This window comes from Alteromonas salexigens, from assembly GCF_025628895.1.
Lineage (GTDB): Bacteria > Pseudomonadota > Gammaproteobacteria > Enterobacterales > Alteromonadaceae > Alteromonas > Alteromonas salexigens.
The window spans coordinates 160,679-185,759 of sequence record NZ_JAOTJC010000004.1 but is presented as its reverse complement, the minus strand read 5'-3'; the positions used below and the strand labels follow the sequence as shown (position 1 = coordinate 185,759).

The following is a 25,081-nucleotide window of genomic DNA, read 5'->3' as shown; positions in this document are numbered from 1 at the left end:
CCGTTAAGTCTCAGGCAAACACCACGGTCTTGTTGCGGTGTATTATCACCCGGTCTTCCAGGTGATAGCGCACGCCATGGGCCAGCGCGGTAACTTCACAGTCCTTACCTTTGCGTACCATGTCCGTGGCTGTGTCGCTGTGACTGATACGCTTGACACTTTGTTCAATGATGGGCCCTTCGTCGAGATCTGCGGTGACATAATGACACGTGGCACCAATGAGTTTTACCCCCCGGTCGTACGCCTGCTGATAGGGCCGGGCGCCAGCGAAGCTGGGCAGGAAACTGTGGTGAATATTAATGGCCTTGCCTGCCAGTTGCTGACACAGTGAATCAGGCAATATCTGCATGAAGCGGGCAAGCACCGTAAGATCAATGTTGTATTCGTTCAGCAAGGTCGCAATTTGTTCGAAGGCGGCGTCTTTTCCCTGCCCTTTAAAATCTATCCAGTGGAAGGGCACTTTATACCAGTCGGCAAATTGCTGCATTTGCGGATGATTCGAAATAATGCAGGGAATGTCACAGTGCAGCTCGCCGGTATGCCAGCGATGCAGTAAATCAACTAGACAGTGGGATTCCAGGCTGCCCAGCAGTGCAACACGCTGGCGGTGACGGCTGTCGGCCAGTTTCCATTGCATCTGGTATTCATTCGCAAGGGGCGCAAATTCGCTGAGAAAGCTGGGATAATCAAGCTTGAGTGAGTCCGCCCCAATTTCATGGCGCATGAAAAAGCGACCGGTTTGTTGGTCGGTATGATGACTGGCTTCCACGATGGTGGCGCCGTGATCGGCCAGAAATTGTGACACACTGGCCACCAGGCCAACTTTGTCGGGGCAGTCGATAACGAGGCGATAGGTTTGTTGCATGATGGTCTTTACTTAACGGGCAGACTGGTTGTTTTAGCGGGGTTCAATGCAAATGTAAAGCGCCATGCCCCCGCGGCTGGTCGTCGTTTAACAGGCCGCTGACGGCAGCGGATTAAATCAGACCCCGGCGAAGTTTTTCCCGTACCGACAACTGATGGCGTAACTGCCAGGTGTGCCGGATAGGGTAGGTCACCCCGGTTGGCGTAGAGACCGACTCAAACAGATGAAAGTCGGCGAAGTGGCACTGAATGTCCGGAGTCATCAGCGGTATGGGCAACGTGGGACCGGCTTTGCGTACCAGGGTCACATGTGGCTTGTATTCTTTGCCCTCCACATGCAGTCCTGCGGCCCGCGCAGCTTTACGTACGCCCCGCGCCAACTCGAGTAATTCCTGAGGGGGCTCGGTGGGCGCGGCAAACAGAATTTTTGGGCCGTTCCACACTCCGGCAGTGTCCAGGTGCAAATCAAACGGCTGATAGGTCAGGGCATCCATTTCGGCGATTAAGGCCTCATGCTGACGGGGGGTAATAGCACCCAGAAAGCACAGGGTCATGTGTAAATTTACCGTAGGCACCGCGTAAGGTTGCGCAGTGACGGGCGGGGTGTTTTTGCCGCCGCGACGCTTTTTGGCTGGCTGCTGAACCAGTGCTTCCCGACGGGGCACGTCAGGCAGCGCCTGTTCACGCCAGCTCTCCAGTGCCATTTTGGTGTTGCCGGCAAGATCCAGTCCGATAAAACTGCGCATGGGAATTCTCCTGTTACTCTGAACCTGGCTCGATACAGCGACGCCTGCCCGGTGCATCATTACTACGGTGAGAGTACGTGTCAGCACGTCAAATGGAGCAGACGGGTGACGCCTGCCACAGCGACCGGTACAATATGCTATACGATGTACATCAATGGCTGTCCATGCTACCTGAAACCCTGACCCGACTACCAGCGGCTAGCTTAGTTACGCCCCTGCAAGATGCGCTGGTGCGTAACCACGTGATTATTGGCGCGCCGCCGGGGGCGGGGAAGTCTACCGTGTTGCCGTTGTCGCTGCTGCAGAATAAATCCGGCGGCAAAATACTGCTGATGCAGCCGCGCCGTGTGGTGGTGCGAAATCTGGCCGGGTATCTGGCCTCTTTATGTGGTGAAGAACCCGGCGGCAAAGTGGGCTACCGCATTCGCGGTGAAAGTCAGGTAGGCCCGAATACTCAGCTGGAAGTGATTACCGAAGGTATTCTGGCCCGGATGATCCAGTCAGACCCTGAACTCACCGGGGTCAGTACCGTCATTTTCGATGAGTTTCACGAACGCAGTATTCATAGCGATTTTGGTCTGGCGCTGGCACTGGAAGTTCAGCAGGGGCTACGGGAAGACCTGCGCCTGCTGGTAATGTCAGCCACGCTGGAAACCGACGCCGTACGCAGTCTCATTCCTGAGGCTACGGTGTTATCTACGGAAGGTCGTACCCACCCGGTAGAACTGCGCTATTGCGGAAACGTGCAGGCTGCTGCCCTGCATGATCAGGTAGCCAGACAGGTGCGTCAGGCTGTAACCGAACATGACGGCGATGTGCTGGTATTCCTGTCGGGACGCGGCGCTATCGGCCGGGTGTCCTCACAAATTAGCGATCTGGCCGAGCGGTACAACATAGTAGTGCACACACTGTCAGGCAGCATGGATAAAGCTGGTCAACAGGCCGCTATATTGCCCGACCCGCAACAGCGTCAGAAGGTGATCCTAGCCACCAATATTGCCGAAACCAGCCTGACCATTGAGGGAGTCACGGTGGTTATTGACAGCGGGATGGAAAACGAAGCCCGCTTTCATCCCGGCAGCGGCCTGACCACGCTTTCGGAGCAACGAATATCGCAGGCTTCGGCGGTTCAGCGAGCCGGGCGTGCGGGGCGGCTGCAGCCAGGTGTATGCTATCGGATGTGGGCTGAAACTACCCAACATCGGCTGGCCCGGCATCCGGCACCCCAAATTCTACGCGAAGACGTTACTGGACTACTGCTGGATGCCTTGTGCTGGGGCAGTCCGTTGACTGACCTGCCGTTACTCACCCAGCCCACCGAGGCCCAGCTGACCGTAGCGATGGATAGCCTTACCGAACTGGGTGCGGTGGATGATAATGGTACGGTAACCCGCTATGGCCGCGCATTGTCGGCACTGCCTTGTCATCCTCGGCTGGCTCACATGTTGTTACAGGCACTTAATCAAGCCCCCTCACTCAATGTACCCACTCTGCCCGCAGCGGCCGCATGGGTGGCTGCCGCCTCAGATGAGGGCTTGTCGGGCTCCTCTGCGCGTCTGTCAGATTCCCTTATTAAAGCCCCACCGCCGGTCATAAAGCGCTTACGCCGCCAGGCTGAGCGTTACTGTAAACAGGCAGGCATTCCAAAACATGATTTGGATGCGGCGCGCCAGGACAGCAACGCGCTGGCAATGGCCACGGCACTGGCGTATCCACAGCGGGTAGCTTACCGGCGTGGCAGCAGCTATAAGCTTGCTTCTGGCAAAGGGGCAACCCTGACCGGACATCCGCAGGCTGACTGGCTGGCGGTACTGGATGGTCAGCAAATAGGCAGCGAATTTCGTATCCGGCTGGCAGAACCCATTGGCGAAGTACAGTTGCGCAGCCTTTATCCTGAGGCCTTTTCGCAGCGTAAGGTGGTGCGTTTTAATGACGAACGTCAGTGTATGGAAGCCCGTGAGGTAACCGGGTTTGGCAATATCGATATCACCAGTGAACCCACAGGCAAGGTACCGGCTCAGGCCTGGCGGAAGGCCTGGTTGTCATGGCTAAGTCAGCGGGAGGAGTCTGCCTGGCCATTGGGCGAGGCATTCTGGCAATGGTGGCACCGCGTACAACTGGCGGCCAGCATTGAGTTGCCGCAGCCGCAAGCTTATCAGTCGCCAGATCCCTGGCCAGTCGCGCTGGATCTGCTGTTACCGGCTATTACTGAACACCTTGCCGGGCGTCTGGGGTCTTGCCGGACCAAGGATGATTTAGCGGCTTTACCCTGGGCACAGGCTGCCCATCAGACCCTCAGCTGGCCTCAGCAACAGGCACTGGATTCGTTATTGCCGGAATCGCTGACGGTCCCCAGTGGACAACAGCACCGTTGTCGGTACACCGCAGATGGCACGGTGGTGCTGGCGGTACGGATGGGCGAAATGTATGGGCAGACTGCGCCGCTGACCGTAGCCGGTGGGCGGGTGAAGGTGATATTGGAATTATTGTCGCCAGCCCGAAGGCCATTACAGACCACCTCCAATCTGGAAGCGTTCTGGCAGGGCAGCTACCGGGAAATTCAGAAGGAAATGAAGGGGCGTTATCCAAAGCACTTCTGGCCGGATGATCCGGGCTCGGCAACCCCGACCACCCGGACCAAAAAAGCCATGGGCCGATAATGACAGAGATGTCTGGCTGGCAGAACCAGCCAGGCAAGGCGTTAGCTGTCTGCTTCGGTTTGACTGGTTTTCACGCCCAGCGATTGCATCACCTGCATGCTCGGGAAGCCATCGGCAATCAGCGACTGCTGTAACTGGTATTCGCGGATCCCTGCACGGGTGGCCGGCCCGATAATGCCGTCGGGTTTGCCCACATCGTGGCCGGCGGCGTTCAAAGCCTGTTGTAGCGCTATGATATCGTCACGGGAATAGGCCGGTAACTCAGGCAGTGGCGCGATAAGCGGTGCCGCCCCGGAGATACGATCAGCCAAATGACCTACCGCAATGGCGTAAAATTCAGAATTGTTCCACCGCATAATGGTACGGAAATTCTGGTAGGCCAGAAAAGCGGGCCCGTTGTGCCCGGCAGGCACGACGACGTAGGCGGTCATATCGGTTCTGCTCAGCGGCGAGCCATCAGCCCGGGTCAGCCCCAGCGCCTGCCATTCTGCAAGGCTGCGACGATTTTTGTAGCCTGATAAGCGATAATCGAATCCCTCCGGTAGCTGCACTTCACGCCCCCAGCGATAGCCAGGCTGCCAGCCCAGTTCGGCCAGAAAATTCGCCGCCGACGACAGCGCGTCGACTTCGCTGTCCCATAAATTAGCCTGCCCGTCTCCGTCGCCATCTACCGCGTAATGGGTATAGGCTGAGGGCATAAACTGGGTGTGGCCCATGGCGCCGGCCCACGACCCCACCATGTCTTCCTGTTTCAAGGCTTCACGCTGCATGAGCTTAACGGCAACCAGCAGTTCCTGGGTAAAGTACTTAGAACGGCGCTGATCGCAGGCCAGCGTGGCCAGCGAGTCCAGAACCGGCATCTTGCCTTTATACGAGCCGAAGTTTGTTTCCAGCCCCCAGAACGCCAGCAGATAATGGGGCGGGATCCCATATTTTGTATGCAGCTGATGCAACAGCACCTCGTGCTTGTCAAACATCTCACGACCTTTGTTTACCCGCCAGTCGGTGACCCGTTTGCTGAAATAGCCGGGGAATGTCTGCACGAACTCTGGCTGGCTGCGATCCAGCTCAATGACTCTGGGCTGATACTCCAGCTGACTGAAAATAGTTTCGGCGGCCTGGGGATCGACGCCTTCGCTTATGGCTTGTTTAGCCAGTCGGGTCGTACACTCGGAAAAGGTTTCAGCACTGGTGGCGGAAAAAGAAAACGCGGCAGCGAGTAATGGAATAACAGCTGCACGGTGTCCGCCTGAAAACATATGACGCATAAAATTCATCCTGATAGCAGAGAACCTCATGCTAACGCAAACGCGGCGGGCCTGGCGAGTTAATTCGGCGCAAAACACAGCGCTGTTGCGCCGACCTCTTAAGTGACCAGCCGCAAACCAATAACCCCTGCTGGCCGTATACTGGTGCCAATGGGAACACAGACGCGGTAGCTTTTTTGCGACACTGGTAATGTAGCGCAGAAACCCGCAGAATCAGGCCTGCGAATAATCATCATGGGACGGTAAGTGGCTAAGAAGCAATCTAAAGCGAAAACGAAGCAAAAACAGCAGCCAACGAAAAAACGCTCTGTTTGGTTCAGTCTGGGAGTGCGGCTGTTTATAGTGGGCACCGTGCTGATGGCGGCATATGTGCTGTATCTCGACGCACAAATAAAGCATTCGTTTACCGGCAATAAGTGGGAAGTGCCGGCGCAGATCTATGCCCGCCCGCTGGTGCTGCAGACATCACAGGAAATCACCCCGAAAGAAATCATTGATGAACTGGAATTGCTCGGTTACCGCAAAGTATCCCGTGCCGATAGCAGTGGTGAATACAGCTACCGGAACGGGGTGCTGACTGTTCAGCGCCGGGCGTTTCAGTTTCCGGATGGCGCGGAGCCACTGCGTCACGTGCGTATAACCTGGGATGACCGGCGTATCAAGGCACTCACTGACCTGAGCGCCGATCGGGGGATAGGGGAAATTCGCCTGGAACCCTGGTTGGTCACTCGCTTGGTCAGCAGCCGTCGTGAAGACCGTATGCTGGTCAGCTTAGATACCGTGCCGGAAATGCTCCCCAAAGCCCTCACGCTGGTAGAGGATCAGGACTTTTATGATCACCACGGACTGGCGCCGCTGTCGATTCTACGCGCGTTAATGGCTAATATTGCCGCTGGCCGCACGGTGCAGGGTGGCAGCACCCTGACGCAGCAACTGGTTAAAAACTTGTACCTGACCCGTGAACAGTCGCTGGTGCGTAAGGCCAAAGAAGCGGTGATGGCCATTATTATTGATGCCCGTTACAGCAAAAGCGAAATTCTGCAGGCCTATCTGAATGAAGTGTTTCTTGGTCAGAACGGTAAGATGGCGGTCCATGGCTTCGGTCTGGCCAGCTATTTCTATTTTGACCGTCCCGCCAATGAACTAAACACCCCCGAGATTGCCACGCTGGTGGCCATGATAAAAGGGCCGTCTTACTATAACCCGAAACGCTATCCGGAGCGGGTGAAAGAGCGCCGGGATCTGGTACTACGCATTTTGTTTGATGAGAACGAAATCAGTCGCCAACAGTACGAACAATATATAAACCAGCCCCTGCAACTGGCCAGCGGCGCCAGTCTGGCCAGCGGTAAGCATCCGGCGTTTATGAGTCAGGTGCGTCGTGAACTCAGTGACATTCTGGCCGATCCCACCCTTCAGGATTCCGGCCTCAAAGTATTTACTACGCTGGATATCCACGCCCAGCGCCGCGCTGAACGCGCCGTAAAACAAACCCTCAGTGGCTTGCAGCAAGATCGCAAAGCCGAGTTGCAGGCGGCCATGGTGGTGACCGATATCAGCTCAGGCGAAGTCAGGGCTATTGTGGGTGGTAAAGACGCAGAGTATGCGGGGTTTAACCGCGCGCTGGAAGCCCGCCGGCAAATAGGTTCGCTGGTGAAGCCAGCGGTGTATCTCACCGCACTGGAAGATCCTACCCAGTTTAATCTGGCTACCCCTATTAAAGATGAGCCCATCACACTGAAAAGCCGTGAAGGGAAAATGTGGTCGCCGCAGAACATCGATAAAGAGTTCCGGGGGCAGGTGCCGTTAATTGAGGCTTTAACCCGCTCGCTGAACGTGCCCACGGTCAACCTGGGCATGGCACTGGGGCTGGAGAATGTGGCCAACACTATTGAACGGCTGGGCGTTACCTCCCCTATCCAGACGGTGCCTTCGCTAACCCTTGGGGCAGTGTCGCTGACACCCTTTGAGACTAACCAGATGTACCAGACGTTGTCGAACAATGGCCGCTATATCCCGCTTCATACGGTGACCGATGTGGTGACCTCAAAAAATGAACTGCTGTGGAAGAAAGCCGAGTTTTTTGCCCAGCGTACGGACGAGGCGGCCACCTACCTGTTGAACTATGCCCTGTACAAGGTAACGACAGAGGGCACGGCCACCCGTATCACCCGGCAGTTCCCCCGCGTCAATATGGCAGGCAAAACCGGTACCACCGATGATTACCGTGACAGCTGGTTCAGTGGTTTCGATCGTAACAATGTAATTACGGTGTGGGTTGGCAATGACGACAACAAGCCTGTGAACCTTACCGGTGCAGGCGGTGCTCTACCCGTGTTTGTGAATTATCAGCAGTTACAGGAGCCTAAATCGTTGTCCCGCCGGTTCCCCAACGGGCTGGGCATTGCACACTTTGACCCGGAAACCGGCGCGGTGGTGGTGGCGGGCTGTCCGGGCAGCATGAGTGTACCAGCCATCCTTGACGTGTTGCCGCCTGCGGAACAAGACTGCGAAGGTAAACCTGTGAAAGATAAAAGCTGGTGGGAGAAGCTGTTCGGCGCTCGCTAGCAACAGTGATGAGCGGGTAAAAAAACCAGTGCGACAAATTGCGTACGCACTGGCACCCATGAAGAAGAGGCCGGGCTGGCGACTCGCTGATACTGTGTTATATCAGCGTGAAATGCGCTAGCCCGAAGGTAAGGCCTTACGGGAGTAAGGTTGATGCGTAGCGATGCGGTGCGCCAGCGCGCGCACCCCATTGATAATAAGTACCCCTGCCACATACGCCGCTACCGGGGCCAGTGCCATCAGTAAGACGGCGGTGGAACTGATCATGACAGTAACCTTTATGCGTCGTTGTTGTCGTTCAGCTCGCTTTCTTTAATATCCTGGATAGTGACATCAGCCACCAGTTCAGCGGCGTTCGCTTGCGGATCAAAGTGATGGCTAACGGTAAGGACGTCACGGATAACCCCCACATTTAACTCCTGGGTGGTTTCAGATACCGACTGGGCCACCAGGTTATGGGTAACAGTCTCCAGTCCGGTAGGTGCCTTCTGGGCAGCCATAGTCGTGGTCGCGGCAGCAGACAGGACCAGTGCAGTTAGTAATTTGCGGTAAGTAAACATAATTTTCTCCTGAGTTGGTGTTAAAAACTGCACTATTTGAATACTGCGTGACAGTTATCATTTAAGTCGCAGTCACTATTGCGATAGTTGTGCCAGTCAGGAATAAAATTTTATCTATTTGATTTTATTGGGTTATTTTATTTCGGGTGTCAAAGGCGTGTAGGCAGGGAATAATTGAAAAACTAAAATTTAGCGATTTTCACACCGGTATTAGTGAAAATCGCAAATTAGGATAAGTTGTCTGTATACTTACTGGCGAAACCGGTTAACGGCCGACATTACGCCAACAATAAGGGAGCCGGCGAGAAACCCTGCAAGGCCATCAAACACAATACTGCCGAGCAGCGGCCATACCGGCACCCAGGCCAACACGACTTCGCTGATATGGTGGATGACCCCAAGGTTGTGGCTAAGAATGCCGCCGCCTACCAGAAACATGGCCACCGTGCCCACAATGGCCAAAAACTTCATCAGCAGCGGAGCCGTAATGAGTAAACCCCGGCCCATGAAACGCTGGGTACCGCTGTAACTGCCATTCAGCGACTCGCGTAGTAAATACAGGCCCACGTCATCCATTTTAACGATGCCGGCAACCAGCCCGTATACCCCTACGGTAATGGCTACGCTGAGTGCACACAGCACGCCCACCTGAGTCGCGAAGTCGGCGCCTGCAATACTGCCCAGCGCAATCACAATGATTTCGGCAGAAAGAATAAAATCGGTGCGGATAGCGCCTTTTATTTTATCTTTTTCCAGCGCCACCAGATCGATGCTCTCGTCGGCAAGCTGGGCCAGGGTGGCGTCACGTTCGGCCTGGGTATGAGAAGGAAACAACCGGTGCAGTACTTTCTCTGCACCTTCAAAACACAAATACAGCCCGCCCAATACCAGCAACACCGTGATAAGCACCGGTACAAAGGCACTGATCAGTAAGGCGGCGGGAACTAAAATTACCTTATTCAGAAATGAGCCTTTCGCGACGGCCCACACCACCGGGAGCTCCCGGTCGGCCTTTACCCCGCGTACCTGATCAGCGTTCAGCGCCAGATCGTCACCCAGCACACCGGCGGTTTTCTTCGCCGCCACTTTCGACATGGCTGCCACATCGTCCAGCATAGTGGCAATATCATCGAGTAGGGCAAGTAAGTTGGCAGCGGCCATAGGAAATCCGTAAATTAGGTTTTTGCCAGAATAAACAGCCCGTTGTGTGTTGGCAACAGAATTGACTCTGCTTCTGGTAGTGGCCGGTGTTTTACTTAAATACCTCAGATGAGGTAAACACGATCCATTGCATAGACTGGCTATGTGTTTGCCTTTTTAGTAACACTGACTCGGGCCCTGAATCTTACCCTCATGCGGTATTTTTTAGCGTATCAATCCTGCGTACTCTACATGGTATCTGAGACGTTATTTAGATTTACGCTTGTCTATTACATACTGCACCGCCATTCTAGCTAGTCCGGCCCCGATGCCTGACACAACTGCCCATGTTACGGCCTCTTTCAGATCAGTATTTTCGCTTTCTTTGTCTTTTGGTGCTGGTTCGTTGGTAACTTTTTCCCACGATTTCTGTAACGTTTTCCTCGCTAGAATGCCCGCCGATGCAGCGGCAAGACCTACGCCTACAGTCGTAATTAGTTGTTTATCACTCATAATCTTCTCCATTGTTCACTGATGGCTGAGTTGTTTTCTGGTAACGTTGTAAATCCACACAGGGCTAACCGTAAGCTATGCAGCAACTAATGTACCGATAAGGCGCTGTCTGACTCGAACAGAATAATAAAACACAGTGGTATAGCTGCCCAGCCCGGTGACCGGTCTGATGGCAGCTTAGTGACCGGCTTGTCGACAAACGCTTCAAAATCACTCCGCTCACGACATTGCAGGGTGCCTCCGGTAATCCCGCTGAGCAGCGTCAGTATCTGATTGGTGTTCGAATCACAATTCACTATCACGGGCTTCGTCTGTCGGGCATTCATCCCGGCGTCGATTGCGGGTCTGGACAAGTCATTGGTTGTGTGACACTGGTCAGACGGACTCACCCTCATCTCGGTCACATATCACCAGGAGAGTTTATTCCTTTGGCCGAGCGCAATGACCTCATCATGGATCTGACTTGCTGGGTGTTGAGACAAGTTTGCGTTGATCAACAAACAATGCAAGATGTTGGGCTAACTGAAAAAGTAGCCATTAACTTGTCGCCTCTGCTCCTGTATCGGGATAATAGGGCTGAACACATACTGGCTTAGCCGCCAATAAGCAAAGTGCCTGGACAATACTTTCCATAAACTTCAGCTAAACTTAGGAGAGATGGTTTTATCAACCCTAATCCGAGTGACACTCACCATGAAAAGCTTATTGTTAACGGTTGCCCTGCAAACTTTTTTCTGCGCAGCGGTATTTGCTCAACAGGCCACTACGGCCCTGGTTCCTTTACCTTCGGTTGAGGATTTTACTAACGGAGAAGATGGCTGGAGTCTTGGACTCGGCCTGGGAGTGGAATACGAATCTGCCTACGAAGGGTCGGATGAATTTGGGGTAGAAGTCGACCCTGCGGGTGCGCTGCAGTGGCGTAAAGGTGACAATATTTTCTATTGGGCAGGTGAGGCGCTGGGGTGGCGAGGTCTGCGTGATGATAAGTGGTTATTCGATGCCGCCGTTGCTTTCGAGGAGGGACGTGAAGAAAGCGATTCCGATGATGGTCGCTTAAATGGCCTCGGCGATGGTGATGAGGGGGTCGAAGTTGTGCTACAAGCGCGTCGGGCGCTGGCTGCTGACTGGCGTTACTGGTTAGATGGCCGCGTGGTAACGGGTGAAAATGGCAGTTTAGGACTGTTTGGGTTGGGGTATCGCTTCGGTGAGCAAAATGACGGCTCTGGCTCTGAAGTCGCGTTAGTAGCGGTTTATCATGACAGTGACTACGCCAACAAAGATTTTGGTATAAACGAACAGCAGGCTGCTGCCTCAGGACTGAATGAAACGCAACTGAGTGGCGGATTCCGCTCAATTGGTTTCAACTATAACTACCGTAATTTCATCAATCAGCATTGGCAGGTATTCGGTGAAATAGTGTATGAGCGCTACAGCAGCGACATTGCAGATAGCCCAATTACCCGCAATAACTATGAAGCCGAAATAGGCGTCGGGTTCATCTATGTGTTTTAGGCTTTGCGCCAAATAATAATGTTGTCTTTCAAGTTGGTATTTTATCAGGGGAGCTTAACGGGCAATGTGATCGAAAATCCGCCCAGCGAAGACTGGGCGGGCTTACGAGAATGGTCTACTGTGAGTATACGCTAATTTTCTCTAGCTTAGATTGCGTGTCCTTTTCCTCATCATCTGGTCCAAGTTTAAAGTCAAGCTGAACCAGCAGGCCGCTTTGTCGCTGTGGCTGCCCTCCCTGTATGCGGGGCTTATATTGCCACTGCGACAAGGCTTCTTCGGCACTGCTATCGAACACGCCTGCAGGGTGTGATTTCACGATGTGAATATTGTCGGTGTGCCCGCTCTCTGTTATGTCAAACTGCAACACGACGGATCCTTCCTGATTGCGGGTGAGCGCCCCATCGGGGTAAACCGGAGAGACCCGCTTAACTGGAGCGGCCTTGTTTATTTTTGCAGCGTCAATGTGCTGGGTAGGTAAGTTCGCCAGTGCTGCACTTGCTGTCACTGTTCCTAATATCAGAAGTGAGGCGAAGGCAACGGCTTTATTGGTAACGCCAGGTCGTTTAATTAAATTGAGTCTTTTCAGCATTGTGCTTTTTTCTCCAAAAGTAGGGTAGAAACCCACAGGGGCGGATGAATGCTCGGCACACTGCACAAGAGCCTTTGCATACAGTAATTTGTCGGCGTCAGGTTTTGTCGCTAATACTTGCTGGTCGCACGCAAGCTCCTGATTTATTCTGAAAGAGCGAAGGGCAAGCCACACCAAGGGGTTGAACCAAAATAACGTGGCCACGCATAGCGCTAAGAAATTCCACAGGCGATCGAACCGGCGCGCATGTACCCGCTCGTGTTCAATAATTAATTGTTGTTGGCGAGGGCTGTATTGGGTGCTGAAATTCTCCGGCAGTAAAATTTTTGGTTGTACAAAACCAAATAATAACGGGGAAGAGATGGCCTTACAGTAATACGTGGCCCGGTGGTCACCCTGAGAGACGCCCACAGCGCGGGCCAGTCTCACGTAATGCACAGCAACAAAGGACAAGACACTAACCGCCCCAAGCCCCCAAATTGTGCCAAACAGGTTTAGTTGCGTCACCGAAGCCTGCGGCGTGACGCCTACCACGTAGCGACTGAAGGTACCTGAGACTGCCGGCATATCGGGGAGCGGTAAGTTGCCAGCCAGAAGTGTTAAGGGGACCGCAAGCCATAGCACATAAGCTAAACGGGCGCCGAGTTTGGGTGTGCCGATGTGCTCCAGTACCATGAGCACAATCAGCGTGACGCTCAGCAGCGCTTGTTGCTGCACTAGCCAGTCAGTCATTGTCTTGCTCCCATTTTTCAATGAGCGCTTTTAGCTCATCCACATCCTGCTTGGACAGCGCATTTTGTTTGGCGAATCCGGCTACCATAGGTGCAACTTTCCCTTTGAACACGCGACTGACAAAGTTTTCAGCTTCTTTTTTGGTGTACTCTTCACGAGCAATCAGCGGGCTGTAAAGATACTGGCGCTGTTGCTTTTGATAGCTAAGTACCTGCTTCTTAACCAGGCGCCCTAAGAGGGTTTTAACGGTTTTTTCATGCCAGTCTTTACGGGTATTCAGTCGCTCTACTACTTGATTAGACGTGGCCGGATAGTCGTCCCACAACACATCCAGTACATCAAATTCTGCGGGTGAGATGTCGGGTTTCTTGCTGTTGCTGGTCATGCACTTTCTCATCGATTACAAGTGTAGTCTGTATTTAAAATTACACGTGTAATCTGAATGCGCAAGTTTTTTAATCAACTTTTTCGATCTGGCAGAGTGACATGAGTGAGATGAAAGGCTGGCGAGACAAATAGACACTGACTAATGGACCGCGCTCTAGCTCCGTAGATCGTTTATCTGTCTGATGGCAGCTTGGTAACCCGCTTGTCGACAAACGCTTCAAAATCACTCCGCTCACTACATTGCAGGGTGCCTCCGGTAATACCGCTGAGCAGTGTCAGTACCTGATTGATGTTCGAATCACAATTCACTATCACGGGCTTCGTCTGCCGGGCATTCATCCCGGCAATGCCCTCGCGACTGTCGTTTAATACTGGCTGCGTTTGAAGCCGTCGCCGGGTGTCACCTGCCTGTGCCGCATCCTGCTGGAGTGCTTGCTGGTATTGCTGATTAATGACTGCCCGGGCAGCGTCCAATGATGACAACCTGGGGCGTGTTGCGGCCTGTGAGTCCGCTGGTGGCGCTGCAGCAGGTTTGTTTGCGGGAACTTCTGTAGGAACAGGCTCGGATACATTCTCTGTGTGCTGGGTCGCCGCCGGTGTCTCGTCGGTATTGATCGTGGCTGCCGGCGGTGTCACTGGTTGATTAACCGCCTTGGAAGCTTCGGGTTCAGTTTTTTGCGGAGCAGGTTGGGGGGCAGGCGGCACAAACACTAACCTGGCGCGGATCGGCTCAGATTTCACGGGCGGGGGCTGGGGCGCAGAATGAAAAAGCGCAATTGCAACCACCAGGGCGCAATGAGCCAGCAGCGAACAGATGAGCAGTCTGGTCGCTGGTCTGGTCGGCGAGGTGGGCCTTTGCAGGTACTCAGGTGCCTGAAATTCGGTGCTTATTGTTTCATCCATGGTGAATAAAAGACTCGTTTGACTGGCGAAAGGTTCCCTCGGTTATCCGGTCACTTCTGCAAATGAAGGGGGGATGCATCAAAACGGTGCGACAAACCCCTCATGCACGGCAGTGGTGCAAAAAAACATCGGGTTTGCTCGGTGATTTCAAATAAATGCATGATTTAAATGGCTATTTATTTGTGGCACAGGTCTTGTGTTAGTGGTTGATAAGTCACGTCACGTGCAACATAACCATTATTACTGGGAGCAACTCATGAAACTAGTCACAGCAATCATCAAGCCGTTCAAGCTGGATGATGTTCGTGAAGCCATCTCTGAAATCGGTATTGACGGGCTGACCGTCACCGAGGTGAAGGGCTTCGGACGTCAGAAAGGACATACTGAGCTCTATCGTGGAGCAGAATATCAGGTGGACTTCCTACCGAAAGTGAAGCTGGAAATTGCGGTACTGGATGATCAGGTTGAACGCCTGGTAGAGAGCATCGTGAACGCGGCCAAAACCGGCAAAATTGGTGACGGTAAGGTGTTCGTTTACGACCTTGAGCATGCGGTACGAATTCGTACCGGTGAATCTGACAGCGACGCTTTGTAAGCCACCTCACACACGCGGAGTATACAATGGAAATCACGTTTGAACTTGGGTATGCCTTAGATACCTTTTACTTTTTGATTTGCGGTGCGTTAGTCATGTGGATGGCAGCCGGTTTTGCCATGCTGGAAGCGGGTCTGGTTCGCGCCAAAAACACCACAGAAATATTAACCAAAAACATCGCGCTGTTTGCTATTGCCTGCACCATGTACATGGTGTGCGGTTACGGCATCATGTATGGCGGTAGTGACTGGGTACCTTTCTTAGGCGGTATTACCGGCGACGGCGCCACCGGCGTGGCGGAAGATCCGGCTACCTACGCTCCGTCAGCAGACTTCTTCTTCCAGGTGGTGTTTGTAGCCACTGCTATGTCGATTGTGTCTGGCGCAGTTGCGGAGCGCATGAAGCTGTGGGCATTCCTGGCCTTTGCCGTGGTCATGACTGGCTTCATTTATCCCATGGAAGGGGCCTGGACCTGGGGCGGCGAAGCCGTATTTGGCTTGTACTCACTGGGTGATCTTGGATTCTCTGATTTTGCCGGCTCAGGTATTGTCCATATGGCAGGGGCCGCAGCGGCTTTGGCCGGGGTATTAATTCTGGGCGCTCGTAAGGGTAAGTATACTGCGGACGGTAAAATTAACGCCATTCCGGGTGCCAATCTGCCTCTGGCCACGCTGGGTACCTTTATCCTGTGGATGGGTTGGTTTGGCTTCAACGGAGGCTCGGTATTAGCCACCGCCACCGTAGAAAGTGCCAACGCTGTTGCTATCGTCTTCATGAACACTAACGCGGCCGCCGCAGGTGGTACGGTAGCGGCACTGGTGGTAGCGCGGATCCTGTTTGGTAAAGCCGACCTGACAATGGCACTTAACGGCGCGCTTGCCGGTCTGGTTGCCATCACGGCGGAGCCATCCACTCCTACGCCCCTGCAGGCGACACTGTTTGGTGCCCTGGGCGGGATCTTAGTGGTATTCAGTATTGTTACGCTGGATAAACTGAAAATTGATGATCCGGTAGGTGCCATTTCGGTGCATGGTGTGGTTGGCTTGTTGGGCCTTATTTTGGTGCCGTTCACCAATGACGGCTCAACTATGGTCGGACAGCTGGTGGGCGCGTTGACCATCTTCCTGTGGGTATTTGTGGTGAGCCTGGTCGTATGGCTGGCGCTGAAAGCCATCATCGGCATACGGGTTTCTGACGAGGAAGAGTTCGACGGCGTGGATGTCAGCGAATGTGGCCTGGAAGCGTACCCTGATTTTACCGGCGGACGCAGCTAAGCAGAAGGGTCATACCTGCATTTATAAAGTTTGTTATAAGCCCCGTTTAATACGGGGCTTTTTATTATATGAAGCCCTTAGGGTACATAGCTGCAGCATACGGTTTTACCTGCCTGGGCACGGAATAAATCCTTAATCTAAAAAAGCGGGCAGGCTTAATAGAGAAAAAGAATTAATCGAATGTAATCTGCCGTCTGTATGAGACCCAGACACCATAGTGGAGTAGGTGTCTGTGTTTTCAATTTTAAGGATCACCCAATGACTGAATCATTTAAATATGGCGACGGTAAAGGCCATGGCGGGGAGCTACATCAGAAACCAGGCAGCGACAAGGAAGTCATGACCACGGCCCAGGGGTGCCCGGTCAGCGACGACCAAAATTCTCTTAAAGGGGGCAAGCGTGGGCCCACACTAATGGAAGACCACGTACTAAGGGAAAAATTATTCCACTTCGACCACGAACGCATTCCTGAGCGGGTGGTACATGCCAGAGGCTACGGCGCGCATGGTTACTTTGAAACCTACGACCCCATTCCTGAATTAACCTGCGCAGATATGTTCCAGCGTAAAGGCGAAAAAACACCGCTGTTTGCGCGTTTCTCCACGGTGGCCGGAAACAAAGGGTCTCCGGATCTGGCCCGGGACGTGCGCGGATTCGCGGTTAAGTTTTATACCCAGGAAGGTAACTGGGATTTAGTAGGTAACAATATTCCGGTGTTCTTTATTCAGGATGCCATGAAGTTTCCTGATCTCATCCACTCAGCCAAGCAAGAACCGGATCGGGGGTTCCCGCAGGCGCAAACGGCCCATGATAATTTCTGGGACTTTATCAGTCTGTCACCCGAATCCATCCATATGATCATGTGGGCCATGTCAGACCGGGCTATCCCACGCTCACTGCGGTTTATGGAAGGCTTTGGCGTGCATACGTTTAAGTTTGTAAACGCCAGTGGCGAAGAAAAATTCGTTAAATTCCACTGGAAGCCAAAACAGGGCATGCAATCGGTGGTGTGGAACGAAGCCCTGAAAATTAACGGTGCGGATCCGGATTTTCACCGGCGCGACCTGTGGGATGCGATTAACGCAGGCGATTACCCCGAGTGGGAGCTGGGCGTTCAGGTGTTTGACCGTGAGTTTGCGGATAACTTTGAATTTGACGTACTCGACTCGACCAAGCTGATCCCGGAAGAGCAGGTGCCGGTTCAGAAAATTGGCAAAATGGTGCTCGATCGGGTGGTTGATAACTTCTTTGCCGAAACCGAGCAGGTGGCGTTCTGTACGCAGAATATCGTGCCGGGCATCGACTTCACAGAAGATCCGCTACTGCAAGGACGTAATTTCTCCTATCTGGATACCCAGCTTAAACGCCTGGGCGGACCGAACTTTACCCACATTCCGGTGAATGCACCGAAATGCCCTATGCGGCATTTTCAGCAGGATGGCCACATGGCCATGCATAACCCGAAAGGCCGGGCGAACTACGAGCCCAATTCCTGGCCCCGGGGGGAAGACAACCCACGGGCGTGCCCTGAGCATGGCTATAAGAGCACTGAGGAACCGGTGTCTGGCAGCAAGTTACGCTACCGTTCGGAAACGTTTGCTGACCACTACAGTCAAGCCATTCAGTTCTACCAGAGTCAGACCAGCGTGGAGCAGCAGCATATGCAAAATGCATTTGTGTTTGAGTTGTCCAAGGTAGAGCACAAGCCTATTCGAGAACGGGTGGTGTCACATCTGTTAAATGTCGACAAGCAACTGGCGAAAGGCGTGGCCGAAGGACTGGGGTTACCGGAAATGCCGGCACCCGCAGAAGCGGCAATGTCACCGCGCACCGACCTGCCGGTGTCTGATGCCCTGAGTATTCTTAAAAATGCTCCTGATAGTTTCAAAGGCCGCAAGCTGGGTATTCTGGCCACCGATGGCATTGAGGACGGGATCCTTGATGGCGTTCTCAAGGCACTAAAACAGGAAGGCGCCATGCATGAAGTGGTCGCGCCAACGGTGAATGGCGTCACCACCTCAGGGGGCAAGCATATTGAAGGTGATCAGGTGGTTAACGGCGGCCCCTCGGTGCTGTATGACGCGGTACTGGTACTGACCACTGAAGACGGTGCTAAAATGCTGGCAGAGATCCCCGAAGCCAAGGATTTTGTCATGGATGCATTTGCGCACCAGAAATTCATTGGTTATGTGGACGACGCCAAGCCGCTGTTTGAAGAAACTAACCTGCTTAAGCAGTTAGACGATGGGTTTATCAAACTTTCCGCCTCGGGTGCAGATGAGTTTATAAAAACACTACGCCAACTGCGTTACTGGCAGCGTAATCCATAATTGCTGTAAGGCGAGCACAAAGCCGGCGCTTAACACGCCGGCTTTTTTATTCGCGAACGAATTTGTCAGCCTGGGTTCAATACGGGCTCCACCTCACCGCTGACCGGTTAACAGACGGCGGCGCTAACGAACTGCTGCATTTCTTTCGCGGTAGGCACCCGGCATATTCGTAATCCCGTCTCGCTGAAGTCAGCATTTATCCAGCCAGCCTGCGCGAACTTTTCCAATTGATGCTGCATGGGGTAACTGCCCCAGCGCGCCCGGTAAGACGCGGCGTTGTTTACAATGTCGAATAAGTGATTTACCGGCGGATCGAAACGCTCATGGTACTGATGCAACACACCCTGTGGTACCTGTAAAAATACCAGCTTGTGCTGTTCACACCGGGTGGCAAAGTCAGCGTCGCTGACACCGTATCCAATATATTGCTCATCGAACCCGCCGACCGCCTGAAAGTCATCCAGTTGCATGGCAAAGGCCCGGGTGGAGAAGTTGCGCCCGGTGGCGGCGCCCAGCCCGGCGGGCGAGGCCTGGCGGGCAAGGTCGGCATAATTCACCTGAGTCGGTACACAGGGCAAATACGCCACCGGTGTGGATACCAGCGAGCCTGGTTCGCATACTGCCAGCATGTGTTCAAACAAGGTGGGCGCCACCAGGCAATCCACATCTACATACACAAAGGTGGAGTTGGAGCAGGCGGTGATGCCGCGGTTACGTGCTTTGGCTATAGGTAGTGTCTCACCACTTACAAATTTGTGTATCAGGGTAAAACGGGTACTGGTGAGCAGGGAAGCTTTACAGGGCGGGCGCATCCACACCACAATCACTTCACTGGGCTGGTAGCTGGACTGTTCAATACTGGCAATCAGATTCGCAAGTTGTGGCACCCTGTCTTTAACAATGGTGACTACACTGAAGGTCGGTTGCATTTCTAAATTCCTCCCGGGGGACACCGGCATAACCACAGCGTTCTCTGTGTTAGCGGTGGTGTTTACAAACCGTGATGAATATAAGCGAATTTCAGGCCACCGTAAGAGATGTAGCAGGGCAAGGTGCACTTTCCAAAAGTAAGGTTTAAAATCAACACCTTAAGAGGATGAGTTGCAGCAAGGGTAGGGGCATGAAAAAGAATGTTTCAGGGCGGATTGCACTATTTTGGCGCAATGCGGTCATTGGCGAGGCGAGGGAGTGCTTCTCTGTGTGCCGGTGCCGCGCTATGCTGTAACAAATAATAAAGTAAGGTGGGAATGATGGGGTTTCGAGTAATCACACTGGTGGCACTGCTGTGGGCGGGTGGTGCAGCAGCTTACGACCGGATCACCGGTGAAATGTTCGCCAGTCGCGCGGAAGTGCTGGCTCAGCATGGCATGGCAGCAACCAGTCAACCGCTGGCCACGCAAGCGGCGCTGAACATATTACGGCAGGGCGGAAATGCCATCGATGCTGCGATAGCAGCGAATGCCGTGCTGGGGGTGGTTGAGCCCACAGGCAGCGGTATTGGTGGCGACTTATTTGCCATTGTATGGGATGCCGAAAAACAGGCGCTGACGGGTTTGAACGCCTCGGGTCGCTCCCCGAAGTCCCTGAAGAAAGCGCATTTTGCTGAGCAGGGCATGAATAAAATCCCTTCGTTTGGCCCATTGCCGGTATCAGTCCCCGGTGCCGTTGATGGCTGGTTTGAGCTGCATGAAAAGTACGGCTCGCTGCCCATGACCACCATTCTTACCCCGGCTATCGAATATGCCCGCAACGGCCACCCGGTGAGCGAAATGGTGGCGTATTACTGGCAAATGAACGTGGATAGAATTGGTGAGTACGACGGGTTCGCTGATGTCTTTATGCCCCATGGGCGGGCACCGCGCAAAGGTGAAGTGTTCAAAAATCCCGCGCTGGCAGCCACTTATGAAAAAATTGCCACCGGTGGCCGGGATGCGTTTTACAAAGGGGACATTGCCCGCACCATGGCCGCCTATGTGCAGGAGCAGGGCGGCTTCTTAAGCTATGACGACCTGGCCTCCCATACTTCAGAATGGGTGGAGCCGGTCTCCGCCAATTATCGGGGGTATCAGGTGTACGAGTTACCCCCTAACGGCCAGGGGATCGCAGCGCTGCAAATTCTGAATATTCTGGAACGTTACGACATTGAAGGTATGGGATTTGGATCGGCCGACTACATTCACACTTTTGTGGAAGCAAAAAAGCTGGCCTTTGAAGATCGTGCAAAATTCTATGCCGATCCGGCATTTAACGATATCCCGGTAGACTGGTTAATTTCCAAAGAGTACGCCGCCAAGCGCCAGCAGTTAATCGACCCGAACAAAGCCGCTACCCGGGTGGACGCCGGCGTTTACGAAGGTGACACTATCTACCTTACAGTGGCGGATGAAGCGGGCAACATGGTCTCGCTCATCCAGAGTAACTATCGCGGGATGGGATCAGGGATGACCCCGCCGGGGCTGGGTTTCGTCCTGCAAAACCGGGGCGAATTATTTACTCTGCAGGATAACCACTTTAATGAATATGCACCGGGTAAGCGGCCCTTTCATACCATTATTCCGGCGTTTGTTACCCGTAACAGTAAACCCTTTTTAAGTTTCGGCGTCATGGGCGGCGCTACCCAGCCGCAAATGCATGCGCAAATTCTGGTTAACGTGATTGATTTTGGGATGAATCTGCAAGAAGCGGGCGACGCGCCACGCATTCTGCACGCCGGCTCAAGCAGCCCCACCGGGGCGCTGATGCTGGACGGGGGCGTGGTTACCATGGAATCGGGAATCGACGAGAAGGTTCGCCGTGAGTTGCTGGAGCGTGGGCACACGCTGGAGAATCGCCTGGGAGTATATGGCGGTTATCAGGCGATTGGCTGGGATCCGAAACAAAAAGTCTATATTGGCGCCTCAGAAAGCCGAAAAGATGGACAAGCAGCAGGCTATTAAGCCACACTTACTTGTAGGCAAACCGTTTACCGCATGACGCCCGCCAACCGGGCGGGCAGTCAGGTGTGATGACGGTACGCTGAACCTGGGAATTACCATAACAACAGCCCACCGGGCATACACGGAAACGGATGACGCAACCACAAAAAGGCGTTTGCGCTGAGCCCAACCTGCATGCGCAATATTTACTGCTTAACGTCATTGACGATGACAGCCAGGCGGTGCGAGCGAAATTAGCGCGGGTCCTGGAAATATTCGATCATTACGAAAACGAGCATTACGAAGCCATGGTCACCGGCATGATTGCCGTGGGAGCCAATTACTGGCCTGAGTTATACCCGGGGCTCATTCCCACAGAGCTGACCCCGTTTCCTGATATGCAGTGTGAAGATCGCAGTGCACCAGTGATGCCCTGTGACCTGTTTATTCAGATCCGTGCCGACCGGCTGGACATTTGTCATGCTATTGGCATTGAAGTGACAGAGCTGCTGCGCATTCATACTGAGCTGGTGGAACAGGTACGCGGCTTCCGGTATCTGGATGGCCGGGATCTCAATGGCTTTCTGTATGGCGCCGATAACCCCAGGGGCATGCAGCGGCGTGCAGTCGCCATTATCGGAGAGCAGGACAGTGACTTTGCGGGTGGAAGCTACATTCACGTGCAGCGCTACCGCCATGACTTACGTCGCTGGCACGCGTTGTCGTCCCGTCAGCAGGAACAGATTATGGGCATGACCCAGGAACATAATCTGCCCAGCCCGGAACAAAACCCCTCCTCGCATTGTGTGCGAGCCAGTGCTAAAGCACCGGAGGATAAACTACCCGGTCTTCTGAAACAGGGCATGCCGTATGGTGACATGGCGGAGCAGGGGTTATTCTTTGTCAGCTGCGGGGCGAGTTCCCAGCCGTTTAAAGCCATGCTGCACAGTCAGATATACGGCCCCGGTGACGGTGATTATGATCGCTGGCTGGATTATACCAGTGCCGAAACCGGCGCTGCATTCTTTGCGCCATCGGTGAGTTTTATTAAGAAACAAGCGAAGATCTAGAAGGCCGCCAGCCCCTCTAAATCTGGAGAAAAACGGGTCTAACCGTGATGAGACATCCCGGCGGTTAAGTCTGCTGACAGCGCACCATCCCAGTCTGTCGGTAAGTCCAGATGCCGGTATATTTCACACATCGCCAGATGATGAGCAGTCACTACGTCGTTGGGAAAAGCCGCTTGCGCGGCATTGAAATGTTCGATGGCACTATCCCATTGCTGCAGTTTACGACAGCGCACCCCGGCGGCAATATGTTCACTGCTGGCCAGACGCTGTTCGCGCTCTGACGGCGGTAAATGATCCAACACTTCATAAATTTCGATAGGCGCCTGGCGACCCTTGACCCGCACCCAGTCCAGTAAGCGCGTAGTAAAGCCTGTACTGCTCTGCACGGTACTGAGCAGCTGGGCACTCACCACAATATCCGCATTGTAGCGCGGCGCCAGTGACTCCAGACGATAGGCGATATTCACACTGTCACCGATCACCGTGGTATCCATTCTGTCGTCTGAGCCTACGGTGCCCAGGATCACCGGACCGAAGTGAATGCCCACTCCCACGTTAATGGCAGAGTACCCGCTGTTGTTGCGATGCTGATTATATATTGCGAGGGCTTTGCGCAAATCGATTGCCGCATGCAGCGCGTCTCTGGCTTTATCCTGAGGCATGCCGCCGGGATGATCGAATAACGCCATAATTGCGTCACCGATGAACTTGTCGATAAAGCCACGGTTTTGGTGAATGGGGCCATTCATGCGCAGAAAATAGGAGTTCAGGAAGTTCATCAATTCCTGTGGAGTCATCTGTTCTGATAAGCCGGTAAAGCCCCGAATATCGCAAAACAGAATAGCCACCTCATCTTCGTCAGCATGACCCAGCTCGAGGTGCTGTGACCCCTGTTTGGCAAGGTGATCCACAAACTGGCGGGGCACGAACTTCTGAAACGTGTGACTGAGACGCATGGCTTCATCGGCCTGCTGCTGGTAATGCCGGGCTTTTTCTTCTGCCGACAGCTGGGCAGAGCGGCATACCAGCCTGTCTGCACATTGCTGTGACGAAGAGGAGCCACGCCGGCCCACCAAAATAGCGGTGACCACTACACTGTACGCTGCCAGCAGCAGTCCTGCTGACAGTAATACCCAGGTGGTGAGGGTCACGTTATTGCGCTCTGCTGACAGTTATAAACGGGCAAAGGCCTTGTCAGCGGCTTCCAGCGTGCGAGCGACAATACTTTCATCATGCATTTTCGACATGAAGCCTGCCTCATAGGATGCCGGGGCCAGATACACACCTTCATCCAGCATGGCGTGGTAGAACTTTTTAAACTGCTCGCCGTTGCAGTTGATAGCCTGCTGATAGTTGGTGACATGCTCTACCTCAGTGAAGAAAATACCGAACATGCTGCCGGCGATATTCGTCGATAAGGGCACACCATGTTTTTTAGCCTTCTCTGCCATGCCGTCTAGCAATGCCTGGGTATTGGCAAAAATAGACGGATACATGTCTTCAGCTTGAAGCTGCTCCAGGGCCGCCAGACCGGCCGCCATTGCCACCGGGTTACCCGACAGCGTACCGGCCTGATATACCGGGCCGGTGGGTGAAATGTGGGTGATAATTTCACGACGACCACCAAAGGCGCCTACCGGCATACCGCCGCCGATGACCTTACCCAGACAGGTTAGATCAGGCATCACATTATAGCGCTCCTGCGCGCCGCCCCGGGAGACCCGGAAACCGGTCATGACTTCATCAAAAATCAGTACACTGCCGTATTCGTCACAGATCGCGCGCAGACCTTGCAGGAAGCCTTCCACCGGCGGGATGCAGTTCATGTTACCGGCCACCGGCTCGGTAATAATGCAGGCAATATCGTCGCCATGCTGTTCAAACACTTCCCGCACGCTGTCCAGGTTATTAAACTCTACCGTCAGTGTGTGGTGTGCCACGTCAGCGGGGACGCCGGGGGAGCTGGGCACGCCCAGGGTCAGTGCACCTGAGCCGGCCTTTACCAGCAGAGAGTCGGCATGACCATGGTAGCAACCTTCAAACTTTACAATTTTGTTCCGGTTGGTGTAGCCCCGCGCCAGGCGGATAGCACTCATAGTTGCTTCCGTGCCACTGTTGACCATTCTTACCATTTCCATGGAAGGCACCATGGCGCTGACCTTTTCAGCCATGTACACCTCGGCTTCGGTAGGAGCACCGAACGACAGGCCAGAGTGCGCAGCTTTAATGACTGCCTCACGGATGGCGTCGTTATTGTGACCCAAAACCATCGGGCCCCACGACTGAATGTAGTCGATGTACTGCTTGCCGTCGGCATCCCAGATATAGGGACCGTCGGCCTTTTCAATAAAGCGTGGGGTTCCACCTACGGCTTTAAATGCACGGACCGGTGAATTTACGCCGCCAGGAATGGTTTTCTGTGCGCGTGCGAAGAGGGCTTCAGATTTCTGCATG

23 protein-coding genes are annotated in these 25,081 nt (G+C 53.8%); 9 read left to right on the top strand and 14 right to left on the bottom strand.

Translation table 11 applies throughout. From position 1 onward, the window contains the following. Positions 1–10 precede the first annotated feature (10 nt). Both purU and thpR read right to left on the bottom strand, forming a co-directional pair. Positions 11–865: a formyltetrahydrofolate deformylase gene (gene purU, locus OCL06_RS01970; RefSeq protein WP_262992063.1), complete on the bottom strand. Its 855-nt coding sequence runs from the start codon at positions 863–865 to the stop codon at positions 11–13. 112 nt (positions 866–977) lie between these two features. Continuing rightward, complete coding sequence (thpR, locus tag OCL06_RS01965) at positions 978–1,610, bottom strand: RNA 2',3'-cyclic phosphodiesterase (RefSeq protein ID WP_262992062.1); 633 nt, start codon at positions 1,608–1,610, stop codon at positions 978–980. 77 nt (positions 1,611–1,687) lie between these two features. On the opposite strand from thpR, the gene hrpB reads away from it, so the two are divergent. Continuing rightward, entirely contained in the window at positions 1,688–4,270 is a 2,583-nt protein-coding gene (gene hrpB, locus OCL06_RS01960) for an ATP-dependent helicase HrpB (protein ID WP_262992061.1), read from the top strand. Between the two features lie 41 nt (positions 4,271–4,311). Here the strand turns inward: hrpB and OCL06_RS01955 are convergent, their stop codons facing one another. Then, positions 4,312–5,538 carry a lytic murein transglycosylase gene (locus tag OCL06_RS01955; protein WP_373318427.1) on the bottom strand — a complete coding sequence of 409 codons (1,227 nt, stop codon included), beginning with the start codon at positions 5,536–5,538 and terminating at the stop codon, positions 4,312–4,314. A gap of 246 nt (positions 5,539–5,784) precedes the next feature. Here OCL06_RS01955 and mrcB point away from each other — a divergent pair, with 246 nt between their 5' ends. Then, positions 5,785–8,106 carry a penicillin-binding protein 1B gene (gene mrcB, locus OCL06_RS01950; protein WP_373318426.1) on the top strand — a complete coding sequence of 774 codons (2,322 nt, stop codon included), beginning with the start codon at positions 5,785–5,787 and terminating at the stop codon, positions 8,104–8,106. A gap of 117 nt (positions 8,107–8,223) precedes the next feature. On the opposite strand, the gene OCL06_RS01945 is transcribed toward mrcB, so the two are convergent. The 5 genes from OCL06_RS01945 to OCL06_RS01925 all read right to left on the bottom strand — a co-directional run bounded on the left by OCL06_RS01945 (position 8,224) and on the right by OCL06_RS01925 (position 10,708). Beyond that, positions 8,224–8,373 carry a hypothetical protein gene (locus OCL06_RS01945; protein ID WP_262992060.1) on the bottom strand — a complete coding sequence of 50 codons (150 nt, stop codon included), beginning with the start codon at positions 8,371–8,373 and terminating at the stop codon, positions 8,224–8,226. Positions 8,374–8,384: 11 nt separating this feature from the next. Beyond that, the gene (locus tag OCL06_RS01940; RefSeq protein ID WP_262992059.1) at positions 8,385–8,666 is read right to left on the bottom strand and encodes a hypothetical protein; all 282 of its coding nucleotides are present in this window, start codon (positions 8,664–8,666) and stop codon (positions 8,385–8,387) included. A 249-nt stretch (positions 8,667–8,915) separates the two neighbouring features. Beyond that, positions 8,916–9,827, bottom strand: coding sequence for a DUF808 domain-containing protein (locus OCL06_RS01935; protein ID WP_262992058.1), 912 nt, complete (start codon positions 9,825–9,827; stop codon positions 8,916–8,918). 246 nt (positions 9,828–10,073) lie between these two features. Beyond that, entirely contained in the window at positions 10,074–10,319 is a 246-nt protein-coding gene (locus tag OCL06_RS01930) for a DUF4235 domain-containing protein (RefSeq protein ID WP_262992057.1), read from the bottom strand. Positions 10,320–10,405: 86 nt separating this feature from the next. Then, positions 10,406–10,708, bottom strand: coding sequence for a hypothetical protein (locus tag OCL06_RS01925; RefSeq protein WP_262992056.1), 303 nt, complete (start codon positions 10,706–10,708; stop codon positions 10,406–10,408). On the opposite strand from OCL06_RS01925, the gene OCL06_RS16195 reads away from it, so the two are divergent. Both OCL06_RS16195 and OCL06_RS01920 read left to right on the top strand, forming a co-directional pair. Continuing rightward, positions 10,685–10,915 (top strand): EAL domain-containing protein, encoded by a 231-nt coding sequence (locus OCL06_RS16195; protein ID WP_373318425.1) that lies wholly within the window; start codon positions 10,685–10,687, stop codon positions 10,913–10,915. The genes OCL06_RS01925 and OCL06_RS16195 overlap by 24 nt on opposite strands. 97 nt (positions 10,916–11,012) lie before the next feature. Beyond that, on the top strand, positions 11,013–11,831 hold the full coding sequence (locus OCL06_RS01920; protein ID WP_262992055.1) for a MipA/OmpV family protein: 819 nt from the start codon (positions 11,013–11,015) through the stop codon (positions 11,829–11,831). A gap of 115 nt (positions 11,832–11,946) precedes the next feature. Here the strand turns inward: OCL06_RS01920 and OCL06_RS01915 are convergent, their stop codons facing one another. The 3 genes from OCL06_RS01915 to OCL06_RS01905 form a co-directional block, all read right to left on the bottom strand. Continuing rightward, on the bottom strand, positions 11,947–13,152 hold the full coding sequence (locus OCL06_RS01915; RefSeq protein ID WP_262992054.1) for a M56 family metallopeptidase: 1,206 nt from the start codon (positions 13,150–13,152) through the stop codon (positions 11,947–11,949). Further along, the gene (locus OCL06_RS01910) at positions 13,145–13,537 is read right to left on the bottom strand and encodes a BlaI/MecI/CopY family transcriptional regulator (protein WP_262992053.1); all 393 of its coding nucleotides are present in this window, start codon (positions 13,535–13,537) and stop codon (positions 13,145–13,147) included. Before OCL06_RS01910 ends, OCL06_RS01915 begins: the two co-directional genes overlap by 8 nt. Before the next feature lie 173 nt (positions 13,538–13,710). After that, the gene (locus OCL06_RS01905) at positions 13,711–14,442 is read right to left on the bottom strand and encodes a hypothetical protein (protein ID WP_262992052.1); all 732 of its coding nucleotides are present in this window, start codon (positions 14,440–14,442) and stop codon (positions 13,711–13,713) included. Between the two features lie 256 nt (positions 14,443–14,698). On the opposite strand from OCL06_RS01905, the gene glnK reads away from it, so the two are divergent. The 3 genes from glnK (at position 14,699) to OCL06_RS01890 (ending at position 18,642) form a co-directional block, all read left to right on the top strand. Next, a complete protein-coding gene (gene glnK, locus OCL06_RS01900) occupies positions 14,699–15,037 on the top strand; it encodes a P-II family nitrogen regulator (RefSeq protein WP_262992051.1) in 339 nt (112 codons plus the stop codon). Between the two features lie 26 nt (positions 15,038–15,063). Next, positions 15,064–16,311, top strand: a complete 1,248-nt coding sequence (gene amtB / locus OCL06_RS01895; protein WP_262992050.1) for an ammonium transporter AmtB — start codon at positions 15,064–15,066, stop codon at positions 16,309–16,311. Positions 16,312–16,569: 258 nt separating this feature from the next. Continuing rightward, positions 16,570–18,642, top strand: a complete 2,073-nt coding sequence (locus OCL06_RS01890) for a catalase (RefSeq protein WP_262992049.1) — start codon at positions 16,570–16,572, stop codon at positions 18,640–18,642. Between the two features lie 107 nt (positions 18,643–18,749). Here OCL06_RS01890 and OCL06_RS01885 read toward each other — a convergent pair whose 3' ends face one another. Continuing rightward, positions 18,750–19,571 (bottom strand): glycosyltransferase family 2 protein, encoded by an 822-nt coding sequence (locus OCL06_RS01885; RefSeq protein WP_262992048.1) that lies wholly within the window; start codon positions 19,569–19,571, stop codon positions 18,750–18,752. 321 nt (positions 19,572–19,892) lie between these two features. On the opposite strand from OCL06_RS01885, the gene ggt reads away from it, so the two are divergent. Both ggt and OCL06_RS01875 read left to right on the top strand, forming a co-directional pair. Next, positions 19,893–21,578: a gamma-glutamyltransferase gene (ggt, locus tag OCL06_RS01880; RefSeq protein ID WP_262992047.1), complete on the top strand. Its 1,686-nt coding sequence runs from the start codon at positions 19,893–19,895 to the stop codon at positions 21,576–21,578. 131 nt (positions 21,579–21,709) lie between these two features. Continuing rightward, positions 21,710–22,627, top strand: coding sequence for a Dyp-type peroxidase (locus OCL06_RS01875; protein ID WP_262992046.1), 918 nt, complete (start codon positions 21,710–21,712; stop codon positions 22,625–22,627). 38 nt (positions 22,628–22,665) lie between these two features. On the opposite strand, the gene OCL06_RS01870 is transcribed toward OCL06_RS01875, so the two are convergent. After that, positions 22,666–23,778, bottom strand: a complete 1,113-nt coding sequence (locus tag OCL06_RS01870; protein ID WP_262992045.1) for an adenylate/guanylate cyclase domain-containing protein — start codon at positions 23,776–23,778, stop codon at positions 22,666–22,668. Between the two features lie 21 nt (positions 23,779–23,799). Further along, positions 23,800–25,080, bottom strand: coding sequence for a glutamate-1-semialdehyde 2,1-aminomutase (hemL, locus tag OCL06_RS01865; RefSeq protein ID WP_262992044.1), 1,281 nt, complete (start codon positions 25,078–25,080; stop codon positions 23,800–23,802). Between the last annotated feature and the right edge of the window lies 1 nt (position 25,081).

Excerpts from the sequence above, each read along its gene's own strand:
- purU (WP_262992063.1), bottom strand. The coding sequence starts at position 865 with ATGCAACAAACCTATCGCCTCGTTATCGACTGCCCCGACAAAGTTGGC.
- thpR (WP_262992062.1), bottom strand. The coding sequence starts at position 1,610 with ATGCGCAGTTTTATCGGACTGGATCTTGCCGGCAACACCAAAATGGCA.
- OCL06_RS01955 (WP_373318427.1), bottom strand. The coding sequence starts at position 5,538 with ATGCGTCATATGTTTTCAGGCGGACACCGTGCAGCTGTTATTCCATTA.
- OCL06_RS01945 (WP_262992060.1), bottom strand. The coding sequence starts at position 8,373 with ATGATCAGTTCCACCGCCGTCTTACTGATGGCACTGGCCCCGGTAGCG.
- OCL06_RS01940 (WP_262992059.1), bottom strand. The coding sequence starts at position 8,666 with ATGTTTACTTACCGCAAATTACTAACTGCACTGGTCCTGTCTGCTGCC.
- OCL06_RS01935 (WP_262992058.1), bottom strand. The coding sequence starts at position 9,827 with ATGGCCGCTGCCAACTTACTTGCCCTACTCGATGATATTGCCACTATG.
- OCL06_RS01930 (WP_262992057.1), bottom strand. The coding sequence starts at position 10,319 with ATGAGTGATAAACAACTAATTACGACTGTAGGCGTAGGTCTTGCCGCT.
- OCL06_RS01920 (WP_262992055.1), top strand. The coding sequence starts at position 11,013 with ATGAAAAGCTTATTGTTAACGGTTGCCCTGCAAACTTTTTTCTGCGCA.
- OCL06_RS01915 (WP_262992054.1), bottom strand. The coding sequence starts at position 13,152 with ATGACTGACTGGCTAGTGCAGCAACAAGCGCTGCTGAGCGTCACGCTG.
- OCL06_RS01910 (WP_262992053.1), bottom strand. The coding sequence starts at position 13,537 with ATGACCAGCAACAGCAAGAAACCCGACATCTCACCCGCAGAATTTGAT.
- OCL06_RS01905 (WP_262992052.1), bottom strand. The coding sequence starts at position 14,442 with ATGGATGAAACAATAAGCACCGAATTTCAGGCACCTGAGTACCTGCAA.
- glnK (WP_262992051.1), top strand. The coding sequence starts at position 14,699 with ATGAAACTAGTCACAGCAATCATCAAGCCGTTCAAGCTGGATGATGTT.
- amtB (WP_262992050.1), top strand. The coding sequence starts at position 15,064 with ATGGAAATCACGTTTGAACTTGGGTATGCCTTAGATACCTTTTACTTT.
- OCL06_RS01890 (WP_262992049.1), top strand. The coding sequence starts at position 16,570 with ATGACTGAATCATTTAAATATGGCGACGGTAAAGGCCATGGCGGGGAG.
- OCL06_RS01885 (WP_262992048.1), bottom strand. The coding sequence starts at position 19,571 with ATGCAACCGACCTTCAGTGTAGTCACCATTGTTAAAGACAGGGTGCCA.
- ggt (WP_262992047.1), top strand. The coding sequence starts at position 19,893 with ATGGGGTTTCGAGTAATCACACTGGTGGCACTGCTGTGGGCGGGTGGT.
- OCL06_RS01875 (WP_262992046.1), top strand. The coding sequence starts at position 21,710 with ATGACGCAACCACAAAAAGGCGTTTGCGCTGAGCCCAACCTGCATGCG.
- hemL (WP_262992044.1), bottom strand. The coding sequence starts at position 25,080 with ATGCAGAAATCTGAAGCCCTCTTCGCACGCGCACAGAAAACCATTCCT.